Source organism: Mucilaginibacter rubeus (assembly GCF_014643835.1).
In the GTDB taxonomy this organism is placed as follows: Bacteria; Bacteroidota; Bacteroidia; order Sphingobacteriales; family Sphingobacteriaceae; genus Mucilaginibacter; species Mucilaginibacter rubeus.
Window position 1 is genome coordinate 519,462 of record NZ_BMKD01000004.1, and the last position, 23,935, is coordinate 543,396.

Annotated in this window: 16 protein-coding genes; 10 read left to right on the plus strand and 6 right to left on the minus strand. The window is 42.8% G+C overall.

The features are described from left to right. Positions 1-15: 15 nt before the first annotated feature. The 4 genes from IEX80_RS16265 to IEX80_RS16280 all read left to right on the plus strand — a co-directional run bounded on the left by IEX80_RS16265 (position 16) and on the right by IEX80_RS16280 (position 5,120). Positions 16-1,722, plus strand: coding sequence for a RagB/SusD family nutrient uptake outer membrane protein (locus IEX80_RS16265; RefSeq protein ID WP_188833462.1), 1,707 nt, complete (start codon positions 16-18; stop codon positions 1,720-1,722). A 122-nt stretch (positions 1,723-1,844) separates the two neighbouring features. Beyond that, positions 1,845-3,377, plus strand: a complete 1,533-nt coding sequence (locus IEX80_RS16270; protein ID WP_188833463.1) for a glycoside hydrolase family 32 protein — start codon at positions 1,845-1,847, stop codon at positions 3,375-3,377. Positions 3,378-3,631: 254 nt separating this feature from the next. Further along, positions 3,632-4,456 carry a family 16 glycosylhydrolase gene (locus tag IEX80_RS16275; RefSeq protein WP_188833464.1) on the plus strand — a complete coding sequence of 275 codons (825 nt, stop codon included), beginning with the start codon at positions 3,632-3,634 and terminating at the stop codon, positions 4,454-4,456. Positions 4,457-4,721: 265 nt separating this feature from the next. Further along, complete coding sequence (locus tag IEX80_RS16280; protein WP_188833465.1) at positions 4,722-5,120, plus strand: response regulator; 399 nt, start codon at positions 4,722-4,724, stop codon at positions 5,118-5,120. A gap of 304 nt (positions 5,121-5,424) precedes the next feature. Here the strand turns inward: IEX80_RS16280 and IEX80_RS16285 are convergent, their stop codons facing one another. After that, the gene (locus IEX80_RS16285; RefSeq protein WP_188833466.1) at positions 5,425-6,105 is read right to left on the minus strand and encodes a hypothetical protein; all 681 of its coding nucleotides are present in this window, start codon (positions 6,103-6,105) and stop codon (positions 5,425-5,427) included. Positions 6,106-6,570: 465 nt separating this feature from the next. On the opposite strand from IEX80_RS16285, the gene IEX80_RS16290 reads away from it, so the two are divergent. Further along, positions 6,571-9,891 carry a SusC/RagA family TonB-linked outer membrane protein gene (locus IEX80_RS16290; protein ID WP_188833467.1) on the plus strand — a complete coding sequence of 1,107 codons (3,321 nt, stop codon included), beginning with the start codon at positions 6,571-6,573 and terminating at the stop codon, positions 9,889-9,891. 11 nt (positions 9,892-9,902) lie between these two features. Further along, positions 9,903-11,711 (plus strand): RagB/SusD family nutrient uptake outer membrane protein, encoded by a 1,809-nt coding sequence (locus IEX80_RS16295; RefSeq protein ID WP_188833468.1) that lies wholly within the window; start codon positions 9,903-9,905, stop codon positions 11,709-11,711. A gap of 164 nt (positions 11,712-11,875) precedes the next feature. Here IEX80_RS16295 and IEX80_RS16300 read toward each other — a convergent pair whose 3' ends face one another. Together IEX80_RS16300 and IEX80_RS16305 are read right to left on the minus strand one after the other, a co-directional pair. After that, positions 11,876-13,543 (minus strand): ArnT family glycosyltransferase, encoded by a 1,668-nt coding sequence (locus IEX80_RS16300; RefSeq protein ID WP_188833469.1) that lies wholly within the window; start codon positions 13,541-13,543, stop codon positions 11,876-11,878. 32 nt (positions 13,544-13,575) lie between these two features. Then, positions 13,576-14,556 (minus strand): glycosyltransferase, encoded by a 981-nt coding sequence (locus IEX80_RS16305; RefSeq protein ID WP_188833470.1) that lies wholly within the window; start codon positions 14,554-14,556, stop codon positions 13,576-13,578. Between the two features lie 112 nt (positions 14,557-14,668). Between IEX80_RS16305 and IEX80_RS16310 the strand changes: the two genes are divergently transcribed. Next, entirely contained in the window at positions 14,669-15,571 is a 903-nt protein-coding gene (locus IEX80_RS16310) for a tetratricopeptide repeat protein (protein WP_176627864.1), read from the plus strand. Here IEX80_RS16310 and IEX80_RS16315 read toward each other — a convergent pair whose 3' ends face one another. From IEX80_RS16315 to lpdA, 3 genes are all read right to left on the minus strand, one after another. Then, positions 15,572-16,012, minus strand: a complete 441-nt coding sequence (locus tag IEX80_RS16315) for a sterol desaturase family protein (protein WP_176627863.1) — start codon at positions 16,010-16,012, stop codon at positions 15,572-15,574. It abuts the gene before it with no gap. Position 16,013: 1 nt separating this feature from the next. Then, positions 16,014-16,634 carry a TlpA family protein disulfide reductase gene (locus IEX80_RS16320; RefSeq protein ID WP_188833471.1) on the minus strand — a complete coding sequence of 207 codons (621 nt, stop codon included), beginning with the start codon at positions 16,632-16,634 and terminating at the stop codon, positions 16,014-16,016. A 112-nt stretch (positions 16,635-16,746) separates the two neighbouring features. Continuing rightward, on the minus strand, positions 16,747-18,150 hold the full coding sequence (lpdA, locus tag IEX80_RS16325) for a dihydrolipoyl dehydrogenase (protein WP_188833472.1): 1,404 nt from the start codon (positions 18,148-18,150) through the stop codon (positions 16,747-16,749). 265 nt (positions 18,151-18,415) lie between these two features. On the opposite strand from lpdA, the gene IEX80_RS16330 reads away from it, so the two are divergent. The 3 genes from IEX80_RS16330 to IEX80_RS16340 all read left to right on the plus strand — a co-directional run bounded on the left by IEX80_RS16330 (position 18,416) and on the right by IEX80_RS16340 (position 23,759). Next, a complete protein-coding gene (locus IEX80_RS16330; RefSeq protein ID WP_188833473.1) occupies positions 18,416-20,272 on the plus strand; it encodes a CocE/NonD family hydrolase in 1,857 nt (618 codons plus the stop codon). Positions 20,273-20,414: 142 nt separating this feature from the next. Then, the gene (locus tag IEX80_RS16335; protein ID WP_188833474.1) at positions 20,415-22,085 is read left to right on the plus strand and encodes a M1 family metallopeptidase; all 1,671 of its coding nucleotides are present in this window, start codon (positions 20,415-20,417) and stop codon (positions 22,083-22,085) included. A gap of 12 nt (positions 22,086-22,097) precedes the next feature. Then, entirely contained in the window at positions 22,098-23,759 is a 1,662-nt protein-coding gene (locus tag IEX80_RS16340; RefSeq protein ID WP_188833475.1) for a M1 family metallopeptidase, read from the plus strand. Positions 23,760-23,935: the final 176 nt, after the last annotated feature.

Below are 23,935 nucleotides of genomic sequence, written 5' to 3' on the forward strand. Positions count from 1 at the left end.
AAAAAATCATTCAATATGAAATCGAAAATATTAGTAACAACTATTTTATCGGGGCTAATAATTTTTAGTTCCTGTAAAAAAGCATTAGATTATACTCCAAAGGGTGTATTATCTCCTTCAGATTTAAAATCACCGGCCGCCGTTGAAGGTTTGGTAACCGCGGCCTATGCAGCTATTGGAAACGGTGATATGATAGGGCCTATATACAGCGACTGGGCTTATGGCAGCGTCCGTTCAGATGACGCTTATAAGGGCGGCGGCGGTACAGGCGATGTTGGCGAAGTTGACGCTTTGGAACATTACAACCTGGTAACGCCCTCGATGGATTCGTTTGTGTCACGCACCTGGAAAAATTTGTTTAAATCTATCTCAAGGGCAAATGTGGCAATTAGGGCAGTTAACTCCCTTTCGGATGCTGAATTCCCAAACAAAAAGATCCGTTTGGCCGAATTGAGGTTTTTGCGGGCACATAGCTATTTTACCATGAAATTGCTATACAAAAACATCCCTATTTTTGATGAAACCGCAACTCCTGCCGACATTCTGAAGGTTTCAAACACTTTATCAAACGAAGATTCATGGAATAAAATTGCCGATGATTTTCAATATGCAGTTGATAATTTGCCGGCTAAACAACCTGAATTAGCGAGGGCCAATAAAGTAAATGCACAGGCTTATTTAGCTAAATTAAGATTGTACCAGGCCTATGAGCAGGATGATAAACACCATGTAATCAATATCAATAAAACAAGGCTACAGGAAGTTGTTACGCTTACACAAGCGGTGATAGCATCTGGCAAATACTCGCTAAGCCCGGATATTGCTGATAACTTTTTACCCGAAACAGAGAACGGGCCCGAATCAGTATTCGCCATACAATTTACTATCAATGATGGTACTACCGCCGGGCGTTTAAATTTTGAAGACGGCTTAAACTATCCGCACGGGGCACCTCAATACGGCTGTTGCGGGTTCCATGCTGCAAGTCAGAATTTAGTTAATGCCTATACAACTGATGCCAATGGTTTACCTAACTTTGATACGTTCAATAACAGCATAGCCGATCTGTCGAAAGTTACTGTCGACACCAGGTTAGACCATACTGTTGGTATAGACGGGCATCCGTACAAATATGATAACACCAAACCATTCAGCAATAGCTGGGTGCGCGACCCGGGAGTTTATGGCAACTTTCATACCATGCGTAACCAGCAGTTAGCTACAAGCGCATCTTATTTTAAACTGGGACCATTTATGGGCTCGGCAAAAAATTATGATATCATCAGGTATGATGACGTTTTATTAATGCAGGCCGAAGCTTATATTGAGTTAGGGCAACAGGCAAGTGCACTGCCATTAATTAATCAAATAAGAAACAGGGCAGCAGCCAGTACAGGGCGACTTAAAAAGCTGGATGGAACTTTCCCTTCATCCTACAATATAAAACCCTATGGCCCGGCAAACTGGACACAGGACTATGCCCGCAAGGCTTTACAATGGGAAAGGCGATTGGAATTTGCTACCGAAGGGGCACGTTTCTTTGATTTAGTTAGATGGGGGATTGCAGAAAAAACTTTAAACGACTACATTAATGTAGAAAAAGTTAGGAGGCCATTTTTAGCAACGGCTAAATTTACCGCTGGAAGAGATGAATACCTCCCGATTCCGCAATCGGAGATTACGTTCACCAACGGTTTATATAAACAAAACCCTGGCTATTAAACTATAATTAACCAACGGAAACCTGGCCTGAATTATTAGGCCGGGATTCCCTTTTTTATACCAGAAGTACCGTAAGTTTTTGCATACCCTGCCAAATATATAACCTATTAAAAGCTTAAATTATGAAAACAAAATGCGGCGCATTTATATTGTCCCTTCTTATTGCCTTAAATTGTATTTGTAAGGCCCAGGATTCCTCCCCAAAACCTTATGCGGATGAACATCGTCCCCAGGCACACTTTTCACCAGCCCAACATTGGATGAATGATCCAAACGGTATGGTTTATTATAACCATACTTATCATTTATTTTTCCAGTATTATCCTAAAGACATTGTATGGGGACCAATGCACTGGGGGCATGCGGAAAGTAAAGACCTAATCCACTGGAAACAGTTACCTATCGCATTGTATCCGGATAGCCTTGGTTATATCTTTTCTGGTAGTGCTGTTGTCGATTCCAATAATACAACCGGTTTTGGTAAAAATGGCAAAATACCCCTGGTGGCCATATTCACCCATCATGACCCTAAAGGAGAAAAAGAGGGTACCGATAAATTTCAAAACCAAAGCCTTGCCTATAGCCTGGATGGCGGCAGCACATGGACTAAATACAGCGGCAACCCGGTTTTGAAAAACCCCGGAGTCCGGGATTTCCGCGACCCCAAAGTGATGTGGTATGCCCCGGAGAAAAAATGGGTAATGACCCTTGCAACGCAAGATCATATCTCCTTCTATTCGGCCCCTGACCTGAAAAACTGGAAAAAAGAAAGCGAGTTCGGCATCAAGGCAGGTGCACACGGTGGCGTATGGGAATGCCCTGATCTGTTCCCACTAAAAATGAACGGAAAAACCTACTGGATCCTGATCGTAAACCTTAACCCCGGCGGGCCTAACGGCGGTTCAGCAACGCAATATTTTGTAGGAAATTTTGATGGGAATAAGTTTAGCCCGCTTGATTCAAATACCAGATGGCTTGACTACGGTCCCGACCAATATGCAGGCATTACCTGGAGCAATACCGGCAGCCGTAAAATATTTTTAGGGTGGATGAGTAACTGGCAATATGCTAATCAGGTGCCCACAAAGGCCTGGCGTAATGCCGTAACCATTCCACGTGAGCTTAGCCTGAAACAAAGCAAAGGCCAAATTTTACTGGTATCCAAACCTGTGGCTGAACTAAAAAACATTGAAGAAAAAACAATTTCGTTAAAGCAGCCCGTGTTTAACAGGTCACTTCTTGATCTTAGTTCAAAAATTAATAAGCTCAAAAGCCGGTACGTTTTAAAATTGAGTTTTGCTACCTTAAAAGATTATAGCATCAGGCTATCAAACACTAAAGGTGAAGAACTGCTTATTGGTTACGACCCTGCCAAAGATGAATACTATATAGATCGTACCAAAGCCGGAAAAATGGATTTCCAAAAGAATTTCTCCGGCCGTTTTACCGCACCGCGGCAAAGCGCTGCTAAAAATTCAGATCTCATTTTAGTAGTCGACAAATCATCAGTAGAGTTATTTGCCGACGGAGGCTTAACCACCATGACTGCAATCTATTTCCCAACCGAAGATTTCAACAACCTTGCAGTTAAAACCACCGGAAAATTAGCCATTAATAATATCAGCATTTCCGGGTTGAAATCTATCTGGAAATAACCGGCGACAGTAAGCTCTGAAAGGTTGTTTTCATCCCGAAAACAACCTTTTTCATTTCCGGGCATTTCGGGGCACTCTCTCCAATCGCTTTATCGTATCGTTATATTATAATATTAATATATAATAACCCCCATAAATTCCAGTTTTGCCCCCTATCCATGGGATTTTAAGTATGTTAATTTGTGTCACCAATTAACCAGTACTCTCATTAACTATCGAGAGAAGCACACCTATTAACCTAAAAAATCTTTATTATGAAAAATTTAACTTTTGTTTTAATTGCATTTATTGTGATTACATCGTTTTTTGCATGTAGAAAAGATAATGCAGCTACCGCCAACTCCGCCGCAAATACTTCAGCCAGTCATCTTGCAACCAATACGGTATCATGGGTAAATGTTATTCCTCCTACCTCCTTTAGCTCGTACAGCACTTATTGGAATGACCTGTATCCCTGGGGATCTGATCATAATGGATCTGCCCGTATGCGCTCTCAAAATATTTCAGTTTCCGGAGGTGTGCTTACACTAACCAGTGCGCCCAGCGGCAGCGTTGGCAACAGCAATAAAGATCCATATTTACCGATCCATTATTATTCAGGGACAGTTTATGCCAAGACCGTACCTGTAGTAACCGACTCCTGGCCTAAGTGGCATTTTAAAGGTGAATTTCAGTGCGAATCACAAACTGGCACATGGCCTGCCTTTTGGGTTACAGGAGCTGACTCATGGCCACCAGAAAGCGATTTTATGGAATTTAAAGGAAGTGCAACCTGCTGGACAAATACCTATAAAAATGCAAGCGGAGGCTGGTCGAGTGTGGGTACAACTATTTCCAGCCCCGGAAACTGGCACACTTATTCGGTTTATATGACCAAGACGAATGCGACCGACGTGTCCATCGAATACTGGATAGATGGTGTTTTAAAAAGCACCCAAACGGGCGCTAACTTTGTCGGGAAAAACCTGAACATTATTATTGATTACCAAATGGAAGGGTCGTCAGGATCACCTGGTCCTACTGGTACCACATACATGCGCGCAAGGAACGTAATTGTTGAAAAAAGCGCTACATTATAGCTTTAACCAAATTATAAGCTTGCTTCTCCGGTACCGGTGATATTCCTGGTTCATTAAAACTAAAAAGGGTATGTATGCGCAAAAGCGAAATGCATGCCCTTTTAGCTATTACTTTCAAAAATAGAACCACACATAATTTATAAATAAATTAATCAATACTACAATAACTTTTCCCAATTGTAGGTTGAGCGTAGTAATACTATCCATTTTTTTTGAAAGCGGATAATATATCTTAACTTATGCAACAATATCATAATTATCAATTATGTTCCGATTACTCTTTATTGATGACAGTAAACTTGACCATATTATACTGGACAAGCTTATTGCAGGAATTGAAGATTTTACACCCGTGTCACATAGTTACGACGGTGAAGATGCGTTAAAATCATTGACAGATAACCCGGCGGATTGCCCGGACGTTATTTTTCTGGACATCAGGATGCCCAGGTTTGACGGCTGGGATTTTCTTGAAGGTTTTGTGGATCTGCAATCCATACTGCCGGTTAAACCACTGCTCTATGTATTTTCGTCGTCAATTGACCCAACCGACAAGGAGCGGGCACTCAGCTATGATTTTGTAACCGGTTTCTTTAGCAAACCTGTTTCAAGGCCGGTGCTTGAACAAGTATTAGCGGCCTGTATTGAGCGTTCGAAAACATAAGGATGATCACTCATTTCACAGGTGTTCAATTTTTAAAAGTGTGAACACTTTGTATTTTTCGCCAAAAAAATAGTACTAATAATCAACAACTTACATTTGGTTTAAAATACATCAAATCGTGTTTTGAACAAACTATCGTTGATAATCAAGCTATTACAAAATAGCATTTCCAAAAGTTGAACAGCTGCTTTTTAAAAAATTGAACACTGCCAAGATCTTGTCACTTTGTATCGCCGGTGCAAGGTTGAGCCATGCTTAGTATTATAATAAAAGGGTTAGGTTTTTCATAAACTCAGCATATCTTTTATTTGTTGGGTTTCCACCAATCATTGGGAAGCAGCAAAACATCTTTACTACTCGCAGCCATTGATTCATTAAAAAATGATACCAACGAAGTATCGGTCGGAATTTCATCGCCCACTTTATAAACATTTTTTAGATTTTCAAAGTAATCCCCCCGAATGTATGATATCGAAGCAGGTATAATATTTTCTTCCTTGGCATCATACCACTCCGGCTTATCTACCGAGAAGATCCTATTGGTTTTGCGATCAACAATGAAAATACCAGCTGAACTGTATAAAAATTTTCTCTTAAACGTGGAGTCTTTAATGAGTGATTTGCTACGTATATCAAACCCGTAAAGATAAGCCCTGATACCTTTCCCTAAGTCTTCAGATGTGGTAAGAAAAGCATGGTTATTAAAGATAAGACTCTTGTGTCTTTTAAAGGAATTTCCCTTTATTTCATATATCCCACTGTACACATAGCTTGAATCTATATTCAAGTCCCCCGGGATAAGGAACTTTAAAGTGTCGAATGTTAGATATTTATGGTTTTCGACCAAAGATAGCCTCATTAATGAATCAGCATTAATCTCTTTTGGTGATGATGTAACATCTCGGCTGGCAGTTGGCTTACGTTGGCATGAAGACAAGAAGTAAACGCATATTAGTAGATATCCAAGGATGACTTTAGTGTTCATATCTCAAATATTAGTGATTGTTTTGAAGGTCTGATTTCCATATAAACTCTGCCCATTTTTTGTAACCCCTTTATGATATACCTTACCAAGAACATCAACAGTAATATCATTACCAGCAATACAGTCATCTCAGCAGGCCAGTTTCTATCCAAATTATTAAAAAAAACTGTTGTCGCACTGGCATAATCAAAAAATGTCGCCATTTTCCCACCTGGTATTAAACTATATTGGGTGTTATGCTTTATAGCCCCCCAATTTATTGCATAACCAAATTTCAGGGCAATAACCAATCCTAAATCACCACCCCTCTTGCAATCCTCCCCCCCTTAAATTCTGTAAGCTCCCTGCCAAAAAAAGAATCTCATCCATTAATGAGTATAATAAAACCATGTGCGTGTCTTTATGGTGATTGAGCGGATAGGGCCAATCATTACACTAAGTCACAAACCTAAAAATTTAAAAACTATGAGTTTTTTTTACCAAAAAAAGTATTCGGCACGGTGCCTTTTAGTTTTTTTGCTGCTGGTAGGCATGGTCTATCATGCCGCGGCGCAAAGCCGTCAAATCAGCGGTACTGTCACAGATTCAACCTCCAGGGAACCCCTGCCTGGTGTAACTGTGCAGGTTATTGGCACTACCAACGGCATTCAAACTGATGTAAACGGCAAGTACAAACTAACCGTTAATCCCGGAGCAAAGTTATCTTTCGCTTTTATAGGTTATAACACGCGTAAAGTGACCGTTGGCGATGACCCTGTTATCAACATTCAGTTATCAAACAAAAGAAGCGATCTGGAAGAGGTTGTAGTGGTTGCTTACGGTACACAAAAAAAACCATCGGTGGTAGGCGCCATTGCCACGGTGAGCTCAAAAGTTTTTGAAGACCGCGGACCAACTAATAACCCTATTGCCAATTTACAGGGCCAGGTTCCGGGCATGGTGGTAACCAGGAGCTCGGCGCAGCCGGGTCGCGAAAACTGGAACTTTCAGATCCGCGGTGCAACCTCCGTTAACGGACAGGATCCCTTGGTCATTTTGGATGGGGTTGCCCTTAACAATAACAACGAGCTAAACTCTATCAACCCTAATGATATCGACAATATCTCAGTTTTGAAGGATGGTTCGGCTTCAATATATGGTGCCCGTGCAGCTTATGGTGTTGTGCTGATCACTACCAAAAAAGGTAAAGCAGGTAAAATGGTGATCCAGTATGACCCTTCTGTGTCCCAGAAATTATTAGGCCTTCAGCCCAAGATGACCAACATTGATCAGTGGGCAAATGGCCTGCTTCAGGCCCGAACAAATGATAATTATGGAGTAGCGCCAACAACCGACCTTTGGTACCAACTGGCCAACTTCGCGCTGGCCAATAAAGGCACGGTGGTACTGGCATCGCAGATTCCCGGAAACACCACCGGAGGTATCACTGCAAATTCGTTTTATAACGGCTTGCCTGTACCGGCATTCCTCGATGTAAAGGAACTCGACTTTATTGATGTATCACTACAACAGTACATATGGGGAAGGGCTACTTCAACACAACACAATTTTTCGGTATCAGGCGGAACAGAAAAAAACACTTATCGTGTTTCGTTAGGGTATTTAAATGACGGCAGCCAGCTCCGGATAGGCAATAACGGTAATCAACGTTATAACCTCAGACTTAATAACAGCTACAGATTCAGCGATAAAGTGCAACTGGAAACCAATATTTCGCTTGAGCAAAACAACATCCAGCAGCCAACCATGTACACTTCGGGGAGTTACAGTGCGCTTGGAAACGGATTTCAGATCGGTTTGCCTATGTTCACGCAATCTGGCCGGCCATATCAGTGGGGAGGAGTAACAAGCCCCGCGGGACTATTAAGAGATGGAGGCGACAACCTGGAAAACAACAGCCGGGCACTGTTAAACTCAACGCTTACCTATAATTTCATGAAGCACCTTACCTTTACCGGAACAGCGGGATATAACGTTTGGTGGCAGGATGACCGTGTGCAAACCAAAACCGTTCGCCTTTATTCATACGATGATAAATATCTGACCGGGACTACCGCGCCGGCAGGTGGTACTTCGGGAGGGAGCCAAAACTATTTCCGTGCTAATATCAATGATAAATATTATAACCTGATAGGACGTGTTACCTATGCCAATACCTTTAACAAAGTACATGACGTATCATTAATGATCGGCAGCTCCTACGAAAGGGATGAGTATGATATGTTTAATACACGTACCTACAATTTGGGCAGCGATGATGTGCCTTCTTTAAATTTGGGGCTGAGCAGTTCGTTGGCTGGTTTTGTAACCAACGACGAACAGCGCAACCACTACGCCCTGGGTTCATATTTTGCAAGAGCTACCTACGCATATAAAGGCAAATATCTGTTTGAAGGAACCGGCAGGTATGATGGTTCTTCAAAATTTATTGCAGATAAACGCTGGAAACCATTTTACAGCCTCATGGGCGGCTGGCGCTTAGGCGAAGAAAGCTTCATCAAGAAAACAAATATTTTTAGCGAGTTAAAGCTACGGGCCTCTTACGCTACGTCGGGCAGCCAGGGTGGCATCGGCCTTTATGATTACCTGCAATCGCTTAATGTCGGCAACAGCAATACCCTTTTAGGTTCGGCACTCGCAACCGCTACTACAACCACCGGAAACCTGGTTTCGCTTAACAGGACCTGGGAAACAGTGATTAAACGGAACATTGGTATTGATTTCGGTTTGCTGAACGGCCGCTTAAACGGAACTTTTGAAGTGTTCCGCAATCAGAATAAAAACATGCTGGTGAGCGTTACCTATCCGGCTGTTTTGGGTATTGGTGCACCCCAGTCAAATAACGGCGACCTGAAAACCTGGGGATGGGAAGGGCAATTAACCTGGAGAGACCACGTTGGGCAGGTAACCTACAGTATTTCGGGTAATATTACCAACAGCCAAAATAAATTGGTATATTTTAACGGCGTTCCGGCATTAGGTGCCGGTTATAACGCTACTGTTGAGGGTTATCCGCTTGGGTCGTATTTCGGCCTTAAATACGGTGGCCGTTTCCAGACACAGGCACAGGTTGATACCTATAACTCCACCTATTATGCCCCCGGCGGAGTGATCAATACTATCGGCATCCCTGTAGCCACCCCTTTAACCAACCTGCCGGGTCAAAACTCAGGCTTACGTCCGGGAGATAATTATTTTGTTGATGTTAACCACGATGGTAAGTTAACCACAGGTACGTCGGCAAAAGATATGGGCGACCTTGTTTATTTAGGCAGCGACATTCCGCGCTATACTTTTGGTTTGACTTTAAGCCTGCAATGGAAAGGTTTTGATTTCACAAGCATTTTTCAAGGGGTGGGTAAACGGACAATATTCAGGGCCAATGGTGGTGCAAATAACTGGCGCGTACCCTTTGCCGCCGTTTACCAGGCGCAAACCACACAATGGGTTGGTAAAACCTGGACCCCTGAAAACACAAATGCCTATTACCCTAACCTGCATAGCAATGGAATCAATGGTTACAACTACCAGATTTCAAGCTGGTCCGTTGAAAACGGCGCTTATGTACGCCTGAAAAACCTTGTTATCGGTTATACCTTACCTAAGTCGTTATTGGAGCGTACCAAAGCTATCAGCCGTTTAAGGTTTTACATTTCGGGAAGCGACCTGTGGGAATACAGCAAAATTCATGATGGCTGGGATCCTGAAATGACCAGGACCACTGCAGGCAATGAGCGTTATCCATTTTACAGGTATGTAACCGTAGGCGCAAACATTACTTTTTAATTGAAATGATTATGAAAAATATTTACCGGAGGATCTTCAGTATCCTTTCAATAATTATTGTTACAGGCTTGTTCGCCTGCAACAAGTCACTTAACCTTAAACCGCAGGACCAGCTATCGGATCCGGCATATTTTAAGTCGGCCAATGACTTTAAAACATTTGCTAACCAATATTATGGTTATCTCCGTAATTTCAACAATTCGTTTGCAGATAACCCGCATTATGACGGGCGTGCCGATGTATTTGGCGGAGGTGGCGTTTATGGCGCAGGTATCAATACAGTACCGGCAAGTGATTCGTACTGGAATAATAATTACTCCCGGATCAGGAATTGCAACTACTTACTTGAAAAGGCCGCCACATTCTCCGACCAGGCCAGCATCAGCCAGTTTGTTGCCGAAGCCAAATTTTTCAGGGCTTACTGCTACTTTGAATTACTGCAATTGTATGGCGGGGTTCCGCTGATCACCAAGACGCTGAACCTTGATTCGCCCGAATTATATGGCACCAGGGCATCACGCGATCAGATAGTTGATCAGATTGTTGCCGATCTGGAAGCAGCCATACCAAATCTGCCTGCATCCATCTTAGCCAATTCTGCAGATTTTGGCCGGGTGAGCAAACCCGCCGCGCAAGCGTTTTTAGGAAGGGTTGCACTTTATGAAGGCACATGGCAAAAATTCAGAAACGGTGATGCTGCCCGTTATAATATGCTGCTCGATAAATCGGCCACGGCTTCCAGCGCGGTGATAACCAGCAATCAATTTGCACTTTTCGGTACCCCGGCTTCAAATGCCCTGGGCGGTAATAGTACCATATTGGGCGACTCTGCGCAGAAATACCTTTTTATCCTCGAAAATCCAAAATCAAACCCGGCTTCAGTTACCAAAACTGCTAATCATGAGTACCTTTTATCGTACCGTTATGATGATGTCAGCAAAACAATCGGAACAAATATCAGCCGGCAGGGAACGCAGATTGGGCCTCAGCATAAATACGTGAACGCGTTTTTGTGCCAGGATGGATTGCCTATTGAAAAATCGCCCCTGTTCCAGGGTTTTGAAAGTTACGGATCGGAATTTATAAACCGCGATAATCGTTTAAAGTATACTATCCAGGTTAACAATATGTACTACTGGTACGGTAACGCCAATTACCGGGTAACCTGGCTAAATGACGCCGCTGATATTGCTTTATCTATGGGAAAAGTTGTTAAGATTGGCGGTTATACCAATCAAAAATGGGTAACCGAACGCAACTGTCCGGATACCAAAGAGTCGGAAGATTACCCGGTGATCCGCTATGCCGAAGTATTGCTGAACTATGCTGAAGCGGTTTATGAACGTGACGGTGCCATAACAGATGCCGATCTCAACAAATCGCTCAACCTGGTGCGCCTGCGTGTTAATAAAAATATGCCGCCATTAACCAATGGTTTCGCAGGTGCAAACGGATTGGATCTGCGTACGGAGATCAGAAGGGAACGCTTTATTGAGCTTTATTATGAAAACTTTAGGTTTGACGATATTAAGCGCTGGCATAGTGCCGCTACCGACCTGGTTAGCAACACCGGCGGTACCGCCTATGGAAACATCAGTGCTTTTGTAAGCCCGTGGCCGGTAGGTATTAAATTTAAAGGTACGCAGGCCGATGTTGGGCCAAACCCTTTAAAGCCTGCTCCTACCAACGCGTTAGATGCTAACGGTCAACTGATCCTTGACAATACAGCGCGTAATTTTTCGGAAAAAAATTATTTATACCCGATTCCGGCGCAACAAATTACCCTTAATCCCGCGTTAACACAAAATCCGGGCTGGTAAATTTATTTAAACAATCAAAAGGCTGCCCCAGGGACAGCCTTTTGATTGTTATGTGTTATCACCCTATATTACAAACCTGGCCTAAATAGATCCTTCCGTTTAGAACGTTTAAACAAGACGGTAGTTGTTAATTTTGACATTGCCAATTTATAGCAGGCGTTGCTCTACCTGATCCTGATCAGATAAAATTGATCCAAAGTAGTACTCCTCTTCTTTTTGATGATAAAGGGCAGGCTCAGGTTTTCATGAGGAAAATCCTGGAAAGCTTTTATTATAGTATAAGCAATCCCTTTGTTTTTTAATTCTGCTACCGCTTTTTCATCGGCTACTATAATCCGGCTTTTCAGGCTGTCTGTTTTTAGAATATCATAAACGTTACTATAGGTCGCTTCGCCTTTGTAATAAAAATCGAAGGTATTTGATAAAACCGCAGCACTCACTTTTTGCCGCGGGTAATTTTGATTAAGATATTCGGCGGCCGAAAGGTCCCCGCGGTAATCAACAATAATAGGATAAGCTACGGTCACCAGGTAGGCATTCACTAAAACAGACACGGCGCAGGTAAATAAAAACACAGGCTGATAAATTTGTGTTGGCTTTTTATAAATGTAGATGGACAACCCAATAAACCCTGCAATCAACAAAACAAATACCGGCCAGCATTCGGGCGCGAAAATGAAATTAAGCACCATAACAGCAACCAATAAAAGCCCTGTCATGATATATTGAGTTATCTTGAAAAACTTTAACCCGGCGCCAGCTTTTAATGAACTAATAAAAACCGCAGTTATAATAGCAAAAAACGGAAACAGGATATTAGCGTAAAAAGGCAGCTGAAATTTGGAAGCTGAAAAGATCAGCAGCATTAATACGCTTCCCGAGATACACAGATACTCGGGCTGGGTTATGCGTTTAATCATTTTCCTGACGGTAGCATATAGTGCATAGAACAGGAGAATAGCCCATGGCGCGAAAGCCCACAGCAGGGTATGAACAAAAAATAGTTTGTCGCCGTGTGTATTCGTAATGTAACCGTTATTGTTGAAACGCCCGAACTGGCTGTCCCACAAAAACCAGTGGATACCGGAAATCCCGGTGCGACCGAAAACAACTTTTTCGGGGTGAAGGTCAAACTGGGTATACACCGAATAAATTTCGGGTAAAGTAAATATCACCACCAATATAAACGAGAGCAGCCATTTCCAGTGGAACACACCTTTGATAGTTCCTTTAAATAAATAATCGCCGATGATAGCCGTTCCTATCGGGATGAGCAGGTAGATGCCTTTAGTCATCACTGCGCAGGCAGTAAATATGGAAGCCAGCAGCATATCGGCAATGTTGATACGCTCTTTTACTTTATAAAAATGGTAAACGGCCCCCATGAGCAGGCCCATAATATAAGGCTCGGCACGTACATCCGTATTTGACATTACGCTGTGTTGAGCGGTAAGCAGGATCAGGATAGCGATAATAGCTGTTTCATCGCCATAAAACTTTTTGGCAAGCTTGTAAGTGTACGCCACCGACATGAAAAAAAACAGCAGGGCGGGCAATTTATAAGCAAAAGTATTGATGCCGAAAATCTTAAAACTGATAGCGATAATCCAGAAGGGGAAATGCGGTTTATCCAGCCAGTCGGCACCGTGATACATCAGATCGGTAAAGTTATTGCTTTGTGCCATGCTCCGGGCCAGGGCCGAATACAAAGCCCCATCATCAGTAAAGAATTTGATGCCGATACCAGCTACATTAAGCACGATAGCTAATAACAGCACAATAAAATAAGGCCGTTTTTGCGATGAAAAAATTGAAGCTGCTGTACTCTCCACTAAAAATATTTATGCCCAAAAATAGCTGAATTTTAATTATTCCACGGCAGGTATTTGGGTTGATCGCGATTGATCAGTTCGGGCATGGCCGAATTTAACACTTGACCATTCAAAACCCGTTCGTACAGGGCTAAATATTCCTTTGCCATCTTGCCGATACTGAAATTATCGACAGCATACTCATGACAATATTGTTTATTAAAGCTTTCAACATTTTTTAGTCCGGCTGCTAATTCTGTTCTACTTGCAGAAAGCAAGCCAACTTCAGCGGGCACCAGCTCGGGCAACGATCCGTAAGGCGTACCGAAAACCGGGCAACCGAAATAAAGGCTTTCAACAATAGCTATCCCGAATGGCTCATGCCACAGCACCGGGAAAAGCAGGGCTTTTGAACTGTTCATTACAACTGACTTCGCTTCATCGCCCACCATCCCTTTGAAACGGACATTTAAGTTGGGTGTAAAGCGTAATCCCATTTTTAAGTTAAGCCGGGTACCTCCAAGTACAACCAGCTTATTACCGCTCATGGTAGCTACATCGATGGCCCCTTTTACATTTTTAACGCGCCAGGCAGCTTTAGCCAGAAAATGGGTATGGATGCGCTTACTATCAAGCATAGGTTTTTGATAATCAGCCGTATCTATGGCATTATGCACAAAAACTGTTGAGCCATGCCTTTGTGCATGATTGGCCGACACAAATACCGAGTTAACATCTAATTGCAAACCACCAGGGTTATTATGAACAGTTACGATATAAGGCTTTTTAGTAAAACCACTCACCTGGAATTGGAAGTGTACCACGTCAATATCATCAGGCACCTGTTGGTTGATATCAACAGTCGGATCATAGATGAGCACTTTTGCAAAGGGACAGGTTGAGCCTGCTCCTACCAGGTAAGTAACCTTGTGACCAAGCCTGTTTAACTCACGGCCAAGCCACCAGATGATACGCTCGGTACCGCCATATTTAGTAGCAGGAATTGGGGTGTTGTTTACGATGAGGATGTTCATAGATGTTGGAGGCAAAGGTAATAATCTGCGTATTCTATTTCAGCCTTTAACAAAATGCATTAATAGTTTTAAGAGATTTGTATATTCACTCAAAAATCTATTTCCTGTCACAATGAAACTTAAGTTAACATTTCTATCGATAGCTGTTACCTGCTTTATTCAGCCAATTTTTGCCCAAAACTACATGGCCGATTTTAAGGCTCTTGTTGCTAAAGATGATACCGCCGCTGCATTTAAAATATTACAAGCCTGGCAAAAGACCGGTATAAATGATCCTGATTTTTATATAGCCAGCTATAATTATTATGCCAAAAAGGGGCTAACCGAAGTACTCAGCCTTCAAAAAGACCAGCCGGCGGGTCAAAGTTTTCAGCTTACCGATAGTACGGGCAAAGTTGCCGGCTATCTTGGTGGTGGCCAAACTTCTTATAATTTAATTTATCTGAATAAGGGGTTCGAATATATTGATACCGGCATAGGTAAATTTCCGGCGCGACTGGACATGCGTTTCGGCAAAGTTTATCTGCTCGGCAAAATTGAAAACTACAAAGCTTTTTCAGAAGAAATTATCAAGGCTGTTAACTACGGCCAAACTATCGGTTTTAAATGGATCTGGAGTGGGGGCAAACCAGTTGAAGATCCGGAAAATTTTATGCTTAGCAATATTCAAACTTATATCATCCAATTAAATAACGCCGGCGATCAAAACATGGATTATATCCGTGATATTTCCCTGGCCATTTTGAAATACAAGCCAAATAATGTTGTCAGTCTTTCCGATCTCTCTATCAGTTATCTTACCAAAAAGGACTACCCTCGCGCGTTGGAGACATTGCTGAAAGCCGAAAAACTGGCACCGCATGACTACATCGTTTTAAATAACATTGCCTATTGTTACGAATTGCAAGGAAATAAACCCAATGCACTCAAATACTATCAGCTTGTGAAACAATATGGCAACGATGAAGCAAAAGCAAGCGCAGATAAAAAGATAGCCGAGCTCAATAAAAAATAGTCATTTCCTAAACCACTTTCTGCTCGCCACCAATAACCCAAACTCTTCTGAAGGGTATTTCTCCGTTGATTTATGATGAATTTTATGCGCCCGGCGGATGCCGGCCAAATAACGATTATCACTTTTAAAAGCTTTGAAACGATTATGGATAAACCAGTCGTGGAAAATGAAATAAATGATACCATAGATGCTGATACCAGTACCAATCCAAAACCGGTAGTCCAGAGTTAAATGCCCTATCCATATCAGCCATAAAGCAAAACCAGCGAAGCCAATACTGAATAGGTCGTTCAGTTCAAACCAGCCATGCCTTTGTTGATGATGTGTTTTGTGAATAAACCATAATGGCCCATGGAAAAGGTATTTATGCATAGCCCAGGAGATGAGTTCCATCAACGCAATGGTTAATACTACAATTCCTATATCTGCCAATACTATCATATCATTTAGCGGTTAAGCTTCGGGCTATCAGGTCTTTCATCTTTTGGGTATTTTCATCTTCGTAATCACCGTAGCCGGTCTTCTTGAAAATCAACTTCCCCCTATTATTGAAGATAAAGACTGTTGGATACCCCCTAAAACCAAACTGCCTGTCGGGGCATTTAGTTTTATCATCGGGTGTATATTTTGCTAAAACTTTGCCTGTATAAATCTTCTCATTGCAGCCCGGGATAAAGTAAACCGGTAATTTAAAATCGTCCCGCATACTGTAATGTTTATACAGGTTAACAAAGTTAGTCATCGATTTATCCTGTGCTATAAACCGCTTAACTATCCCGCTATCGGTTTGGCATAGGGTTATGAAACAAAATTTTTTGTTGTCTTTATACTGGGCGTAAAGCTTGTGCAGCATGCCCATTTCACGAAAACAGGGCGGACAGGGCACAAACCAGCAATCAATAAACAGCACTTTGTTTTGGCCTAATTGCTTTAGCGTGGTATGTTTTCCGTTGATGTCATAAACCTCAATATCAGGTATTGATTTAATTTTCCTGGTTTGTGCATGAACTATGCACCCAAGCAAAATAAAAAATGCGAATAAGGAGCAGGTTATTACTTTCATAGCCGAAGTATTTACCGCTAACTTAAAATTAAAAAAGCGGCTATCAAATGATAACCGCTTTTAAATATTTCAAATTAAAAATCCGAAATCGAAAATCCGATATCCGAAATTATTAAATATGTATCGCCCTGTTTTCAGTAGCGGCTAAACATGCTTCGCGCATCGCTTCAGTATAGGTTGGGTGGGCATGGCTCATGCGCGAAATATCTTCGGCACTTGCACGGTACTCCATCGCCACAACAGCTTCGGCTATCATATCGGCAGCACGCGGACCAATCATGTGTACACCTAAAATTTCGTCGGTAGTGGCATCGGCCAATACTTTTACAAAACCATCCAGGTCACCGCTGGCACGGGCACGACCACTTGCTTTGAACGGGAACGAACCGGTTTTGTATTTAACACCGGCTGCTTTCAGCTGCTCTTCTGTTTGACCAACAGCTGCAACTTCTGGCCAGGTATAAACCACGCCCGGGATCAGGTTGTAATCAATATGCGGTTTTTGGCCGGCAATAATTTCGGCAACCAGCGTACCTTCATCTTCAGCTTTGTGAGCAAGCATGGCACCTTTAATCACATCACCAATGGCGTAAACACCTTTAACTTTGGTTTCCAGGTGCTCATCAACCGTAATTTTACGGCCACGCTCTTCAACAGTAATGCCGATATTCTCTAAACCTAAACCATCGGTGTAAGCTATACGACCTACGGCTACCAGGCAATAATCGCCTTTCAGTTCCAGCTTTTCGCCTTTAGGGGTATCACAGCTCACAGTTACTTCTTTACCTTTTACGGCAGCGCCGGTAACTTTGTGCCCCAGATAAAACTCCATACCCAGTTTAGTTAATACTTTTTGCAGCTCACGGCCCAGGCCTTTATCCATAGTTGGGATAATGCCGTCCATAAATTCAATTACAGATACTTTGGCGCCTAAACGGGCATAAACCGAACCCAGCTCCAAACCGATAACGCCGCCACCGATCAACACCAGGTGTTTTGGTACTTCGCTCAGGCTTAATGCTTCGGTTGATGTAATAATGCGTTTTTTATCGATAGGCAAAAATGGCAATGCCGATGGTTTTGAACCAGTAGCGATGATCACATTTTTACCGGTAATTTCGATAACAGTACCATCGTTCTTTTTAACAGTGATGGTGTTTTTATCTTTAAATGATCCTACACCAAAGTGAGTGTCAATCTTATTTTTCTTCATCAGGTAGCTGATGCCGCTGGTATTGGCATCAACAACTTCCTGCTTGCGTTTGATCATCTGTCCAAAATCTATCGAAAGATCTTTAAGGTTGATGCCATGGGTTTTAAAAGCATGGGCGGCATTGTGGTAATGCTCAGATGAATCCAACAGTGCCTTCGACGGGATACAGCCTACATTAAGGCAGGTACCGCCAAGGGTATTATACTTTTCAACAATTGCGGTTTTTAAACCAAGCTGGGCACAGCGGATAGCGGCTACATAACCACCGGGGCCCGAACCTATAACTATAACATCATATTGCATAGTAGTGTGTATTTTATGGTGGGCAAAGTTAAGGATTATTGTCTGAACCTGAATTTATCGAATTAAGGAATTATCAGAATACCAGGCAAATTCAATAAATTCATTTAATTCAGACAAAATCACGGCAATCCTTTAATCCCATAAACCATAGTTCAGATTTATCCTAAACTAACAGCTTTTTACCCAGTTTGTAACAGAACCATTGATAAATCGGTTTATCATTAACTCTTTATTAAATTTAACCCAATTTAACACGACTGATCTTATGAAGAAAATTAACTTATTTTTTGTGCTGGTATTGCTATATACCGGCGTTAATGCTCAAAGCACTTACGTAAAGGAGCATTTTACCAAAAAAGAGGTGTACATCACCATGCGCGATGGTGTAAAACTGTTCACCTCTATTTATACCCCAAAGGATGCTTCATCGCAAAATAAGTACCCGATGATGATGATGCGTACCTGCTACAGCATCGCCCCTTACGGCGAGGATAAATATCCTCAAAGGCTTGGCCCGTCTGAAATTATGATGAAAGAGGGCTATATTTTTGTTTACCAGGACGTACGCGGCCGTTGGAAAAGCGAAGGCACCTGGACCAACATGACGCCAGTTGTCGATAACAAGAAAAGCAAAAAAGATGTTGACGAAGGCTCCGACACTTACGACACTATCGACTGGCTGGTTAAAAACGTAGCCAACAACAATGGCAAGGTTGGCCAGTATGGTATCTCGTACCCAGGCTTTTATACCGCAGCAGGGATCCTCTCCAACCATCCGGCGCTAAAGGCCTCATCACCGCAGGCACCTATTTCCGATTTCTTTTTTGACGATTTTCATCACAACGGCGCTTTCATTGAGGGGTACTTTTTCACCTTTCCGGTATTTGGTGTTCAAAAAACTGATACAACCAGCAAAGCCTGGTACACCATGCTTAAACCCGATAGCAAAGATGGTTACCAATATTTATTAGATCTTGGCCCGCTAAAAAATGCCGATAAATTTTATCATGATAACTTCTTCTGGCAGGAAACTATCAATCATCCTAACTACGATGAGTTTTGGCAAAAACGCGGTTTGCTGAAACATTACGGCAAAGTAAAACCTGCGGTGATGCTGGTTGGCGGCTGGTTTGACGCCGAAGATCTAACCGGTCCGCTGGCTATTTATAAAACCATCAACAAAACCGATCCAAATGCATATAATACCATAGTAATGGGACCATTCGGCCACGGTCGCTGGTCGCGCGAAACAGGGCATACCATGCATAGCAATGTTTACTTTGGTGATAGCGTGGCTACATTCTATCAAAAAAATATTGAAGCCAAATTCTTTAACCACTTTTTGAAAGGTAAGGGCGATAAAAATTCCGGCTTACCAAATGCTTACATGTTTAATACTGGTAAAAAGGAATGGGCAACATTTGATAAATGGCCTGCCGCCAATGCTGTACATGAAAAAATGTTTTTAGGTGCCGATGGTAAACTTGTAAATACCCAGCCTGCAACCGCAGGCTCTGTTTCATACATCAGCGATCCGCTTAAACCGGTTCCTTATACCGAGGACAATACCACTACCATGGGCTTTACGCCGCACAATTACATGAGCGAAGATCAGCGTTTTGCAGGCCGCCGCCCGGATGTGCTGGTTTACCAGAGCGAAGTATTAAACGATGATGTTACCCTTGGCGGCGAGATCATGGCGCACCTGAAAATAGCCACCACTGGTACCGATGCCGATTTTGTTGTTAAACTGATTGACGTTTATCCGCCTGATGAACCCAACAACTCATACATGCCCAATAAAAACATTATCCTGAGCAATTACTGGCAAATGGTACGTTCGGAAGTAATGCCGGCACGTTTCTGTAACAGCTTTGAAAAACCGGAAGCACTGGTAGCTAATCAGAAAACCGATGTGAATTTCCGCCTGCAGGATGTGCTGCACACCTTCAAAAAAGGTCACCGTATCATGATCCAGGTACAAAGCACCTGGTTCCCGATAGTGGCACGTAATCCGCAAAAATTCGTGGAAAACCCGTATAAAGCAGACGAAAGCGATTACATCAAGGCTACCGAAACCGTTTATAACGACAGTTACATTGATGTACAGGTGCTGAAGTAGAGATTAGAGGTTGGAGATAAGAGATTAGTCTTTCTCCATTTACCTTAAACACTTGGCCGGACCGTCCAATCCGGCCAAGTGTTTAAGGTAAATAAGCTTTAACTTAGTTTTATAGATCCTTTAACCTGACACAATTAAGCGCATGAAAATAAAACAACTATATTTTGCAGCATTCGCCTTACTCGGCGTAGCAACAATTGCCCAACCGGCAAGGGCGCAGCTCCTGAAGGAAAAAGAGCAATTCACTCATGCCGATTCGCTGCGCGGAATGCTCACGCCTTTGCGCACTTGTTACGATATCAACTATTACCATCTTGATGTTAAAATTGATATCGACAAAAAGTTTATCAGCGGCAGCAATCAATTTAAATTCACGGCTACACAGGATTTTAATAAACTGCAATTCGATCTGTTTGCCAATCTCAATGTCGCCAAAGTTGTTTACAAGGGCAAAGAGCTTGCTTTCACCCGCGATGGCAACGCTGCGTTCCTCAACTTTCCACAAACCATAACTAATGGCAGTAAAGATGAGTTTACCGTTTATTATTCGGGCAATCCGACCATTGCCAAAAACGCGCCCTGGGATGGGGGACTGGTATTTAAAAAAGATTCATTAGGCAAACCCTTTGTGGCAACCGCCTGCGAAGGGATTGGCGCCAGTATCTGGTGGCCTAATAAAGACCAGCTGGCCGATGAGGTGGACAGCATGATGATCAGCATCAGTGTGCCAAAAGGTCTGAAAGATGTATCGAACGGCCGCCTGCGTAAGGTGACGCAGCTTAAGGATGGCTATACCCGGTTCGACTGGTTTGTGGCCAACCCGATCAACAATTACGATGTTGCTGCCAACATTGCCGATTATACTCATTTTGAAGACACCTACATGGGCGAAAAAGGCAAGCTTACGCTCGATTATTGGGTTTTGCCAACCAGTCTGGAAAAAGCAAAAAAACAATTTTTCGCCAATGTTAAGCCTATGTTGAAAGCCTTCGAGCACTGGTTTGGCCCATACCCTTTTTATGAAGATGGCTATAAACTGGTTGAAACCCCGCACCTGGGCATGGAGCACCAGGGAGCTGTAGCCTATGGCAATCACTTCATGAATGGTTATATGGGCTATGACTTATCGGGCACTGGATGGGGCAGCAAATGGGATTACATCATCGTGCACGAAAGCGGGCACGAATGGTTTGGCAATAATATAACCGATAAAGACCTTGCCGATATGTGGGTCCACGAAAGCTTTACCTGTTATTCCGAATCACTTTTTGTGGAGGATAACTGGGGTAAAAAAGCCGGACAGGAATATAACTACGGTTTAAGGCTCACCATTAATAATGACGGCCCTATAGTTGGCGTTTACAATGTAAACAAAGAAGGCTCGGGCGATATGTACTCCAAAGGCGCTGTTTTCCTGAACATGATCCGCACTGTTATTAATGATGATGAAAAATGGCGCGGCATCCTGCGCGGGCTTAACAAAACTTTTTATCATAAAACAGTTACCTATGACGATGTGGTGGGCTTCATCAACCAACAATCGGGCATGAACCTTTCGGCAGTTTTTGATCAGTACCTGCATTACCGCAGCCTTCCGATGCTTGAATTTACCAGCCATGAAAACAAGCTTTACTGCCGCTGGATAGCCGAAGCTAAAGATTTCAACATGCCTATCAGGGTGCGAATAAAGGGGGGCGAATACAAATTCATCATCCCAACAAAACAAATGAGCCCTGTTGAAATTGCAGGCGCCACCAAAGACAATATTGAAATTGATTATTTAAACTACTACGTGGGTGCGCTCATGGATTAACCCTCAACATACATGAAAAATAAGTTAAATATTTTTGCTGTCGCTTTAGGCCTTACCATAGTCGGCATAGCACCAAGCCAGGCGCAATTAGGCACCAACAGGCAAACATTTACCCGTGCCGATTCGCTTCGGGGCAGCTTAACGCCGCTGCGCACCTGTTATGATATTAACTATTATCACCTGGATGTGAAGTTTGATATCGACAAAAAATTCATCAGCGGCAGCAACCTGTTCAAATTCACGGCTACTCAAAATTTCACCAAACTTCAGTTTGATCTGTTTTCTAATTTAAAAATAGAGAAAGTGGTTTATGAAGGTGCCGAAATCCCTTTTACACGCGAGTTCAACGCGGTGTTTGTCACCTTCCCTAAAACCATAAAGAAAGGCAGCAGGGATGAGTTTACCGTTTATTATTCAGGCAACCCAACCATCGCTAAACGTGCCCCATGGGATGGCGGTGTGGTTTATACTACAGACTCATTGGGCAAACCATGGGTGGCAACTGCATGCCAGGGTATTGGCGCCAGCATTTGGTGGCCAACAAAAGATCATCAATATGACGAAGTGGACAGCGCCCTGATCAGTATCAGCGCACCTAATGGTTTAAAAGATGTATCCAACGGCAGATTACGCAAAGTAACCGACCTGAATAACGGCTATACCCGGTTCGACTGGTTTGTGGCTAACCCTATCAACAATTATGACATAGAAGCCAACATTGGCGACTATGCCCACTTTGAAGGTACTTACCAGGGCGAAAAAGGCCCGTTAACGATGGACTACTGGCCATTAAGTTACAATATTGACAAAGCCAAAAAACAATGGGAGCTTGATGCGCCGCGAATGCTTAAATCGTTCGAATACTGGTTTGGCCCCTATCCTTTTTATGAAGACGGCTATAAACTGGTTGAAACGCCACACCTGGGTATGGAACACCAAAGCGGTACCGCTTATGGCAACCACTATAAAAACGGTTATCTCGGTCGCGACCTTTCAGGTACCGGCTGGGGCCTAAAATGGGATTTCATCGTGGTACACGAAAGCGGTCATGAATGGTTCGGCAATAACATCACCTCAAAAGATGTTGCCGATATGTGGATCCACGAAAGTTTTACTAACTATTCTGAATCATTGTTTATCGAAACCTATTACGGCAAGCAAGCCGGGCAGGAATACGTGAACGGAACCCGTAAAAACATCCGTAACGATAAGCCGATTGTAGGCCCGTATGGTGTAAATATGGAAGGCTCGGGTGATATGTACTACAAGGGCGGCAACCTATTAAACATGGTGCGCACCATTATCAATAATGATGACAAATGGCGCAGTATCCTCCGCGGGCTTAACAAAACCTTCTATCATAAAACAGTTACTTATGATGATGTTGTAGGCTATATCTGCAAACAGGCAGGCATGAACCTTGCCCCTGTTTTTGACCAGTACCTGCATTATAAGGATATCCCAACCCTGCAGTTTGTTGTTAAAGACGGCAAGCTATATTCCAAATGGATTGCCAATGCCGAAGGTTTCAACATGCCGGTAAAGGTGCGTGTAAAAGGCGGCGGGTATATCTTTATTAAACCAACCACGCAATTTACCCCTGTTAAGATTGACGGTATTACGAAGGACAATGTGGAAGTGGATACGTTTAATTATTATATTAAGGTTGATTAGGTAAGTGGTTGATTCTTACCCCTGACAAAATAAAAAACAGGTGTCATGCTGAGCCTGTCGAAGCATCGCGGGTAGGGCCTCTGCGCGCGAGTCTTCGACAGGCTCAGACTGACAGGCCTTATTTAACCAACCACTCACCCCCCCCCCCCACAAAAAAATCAAATCACGTGCAACTT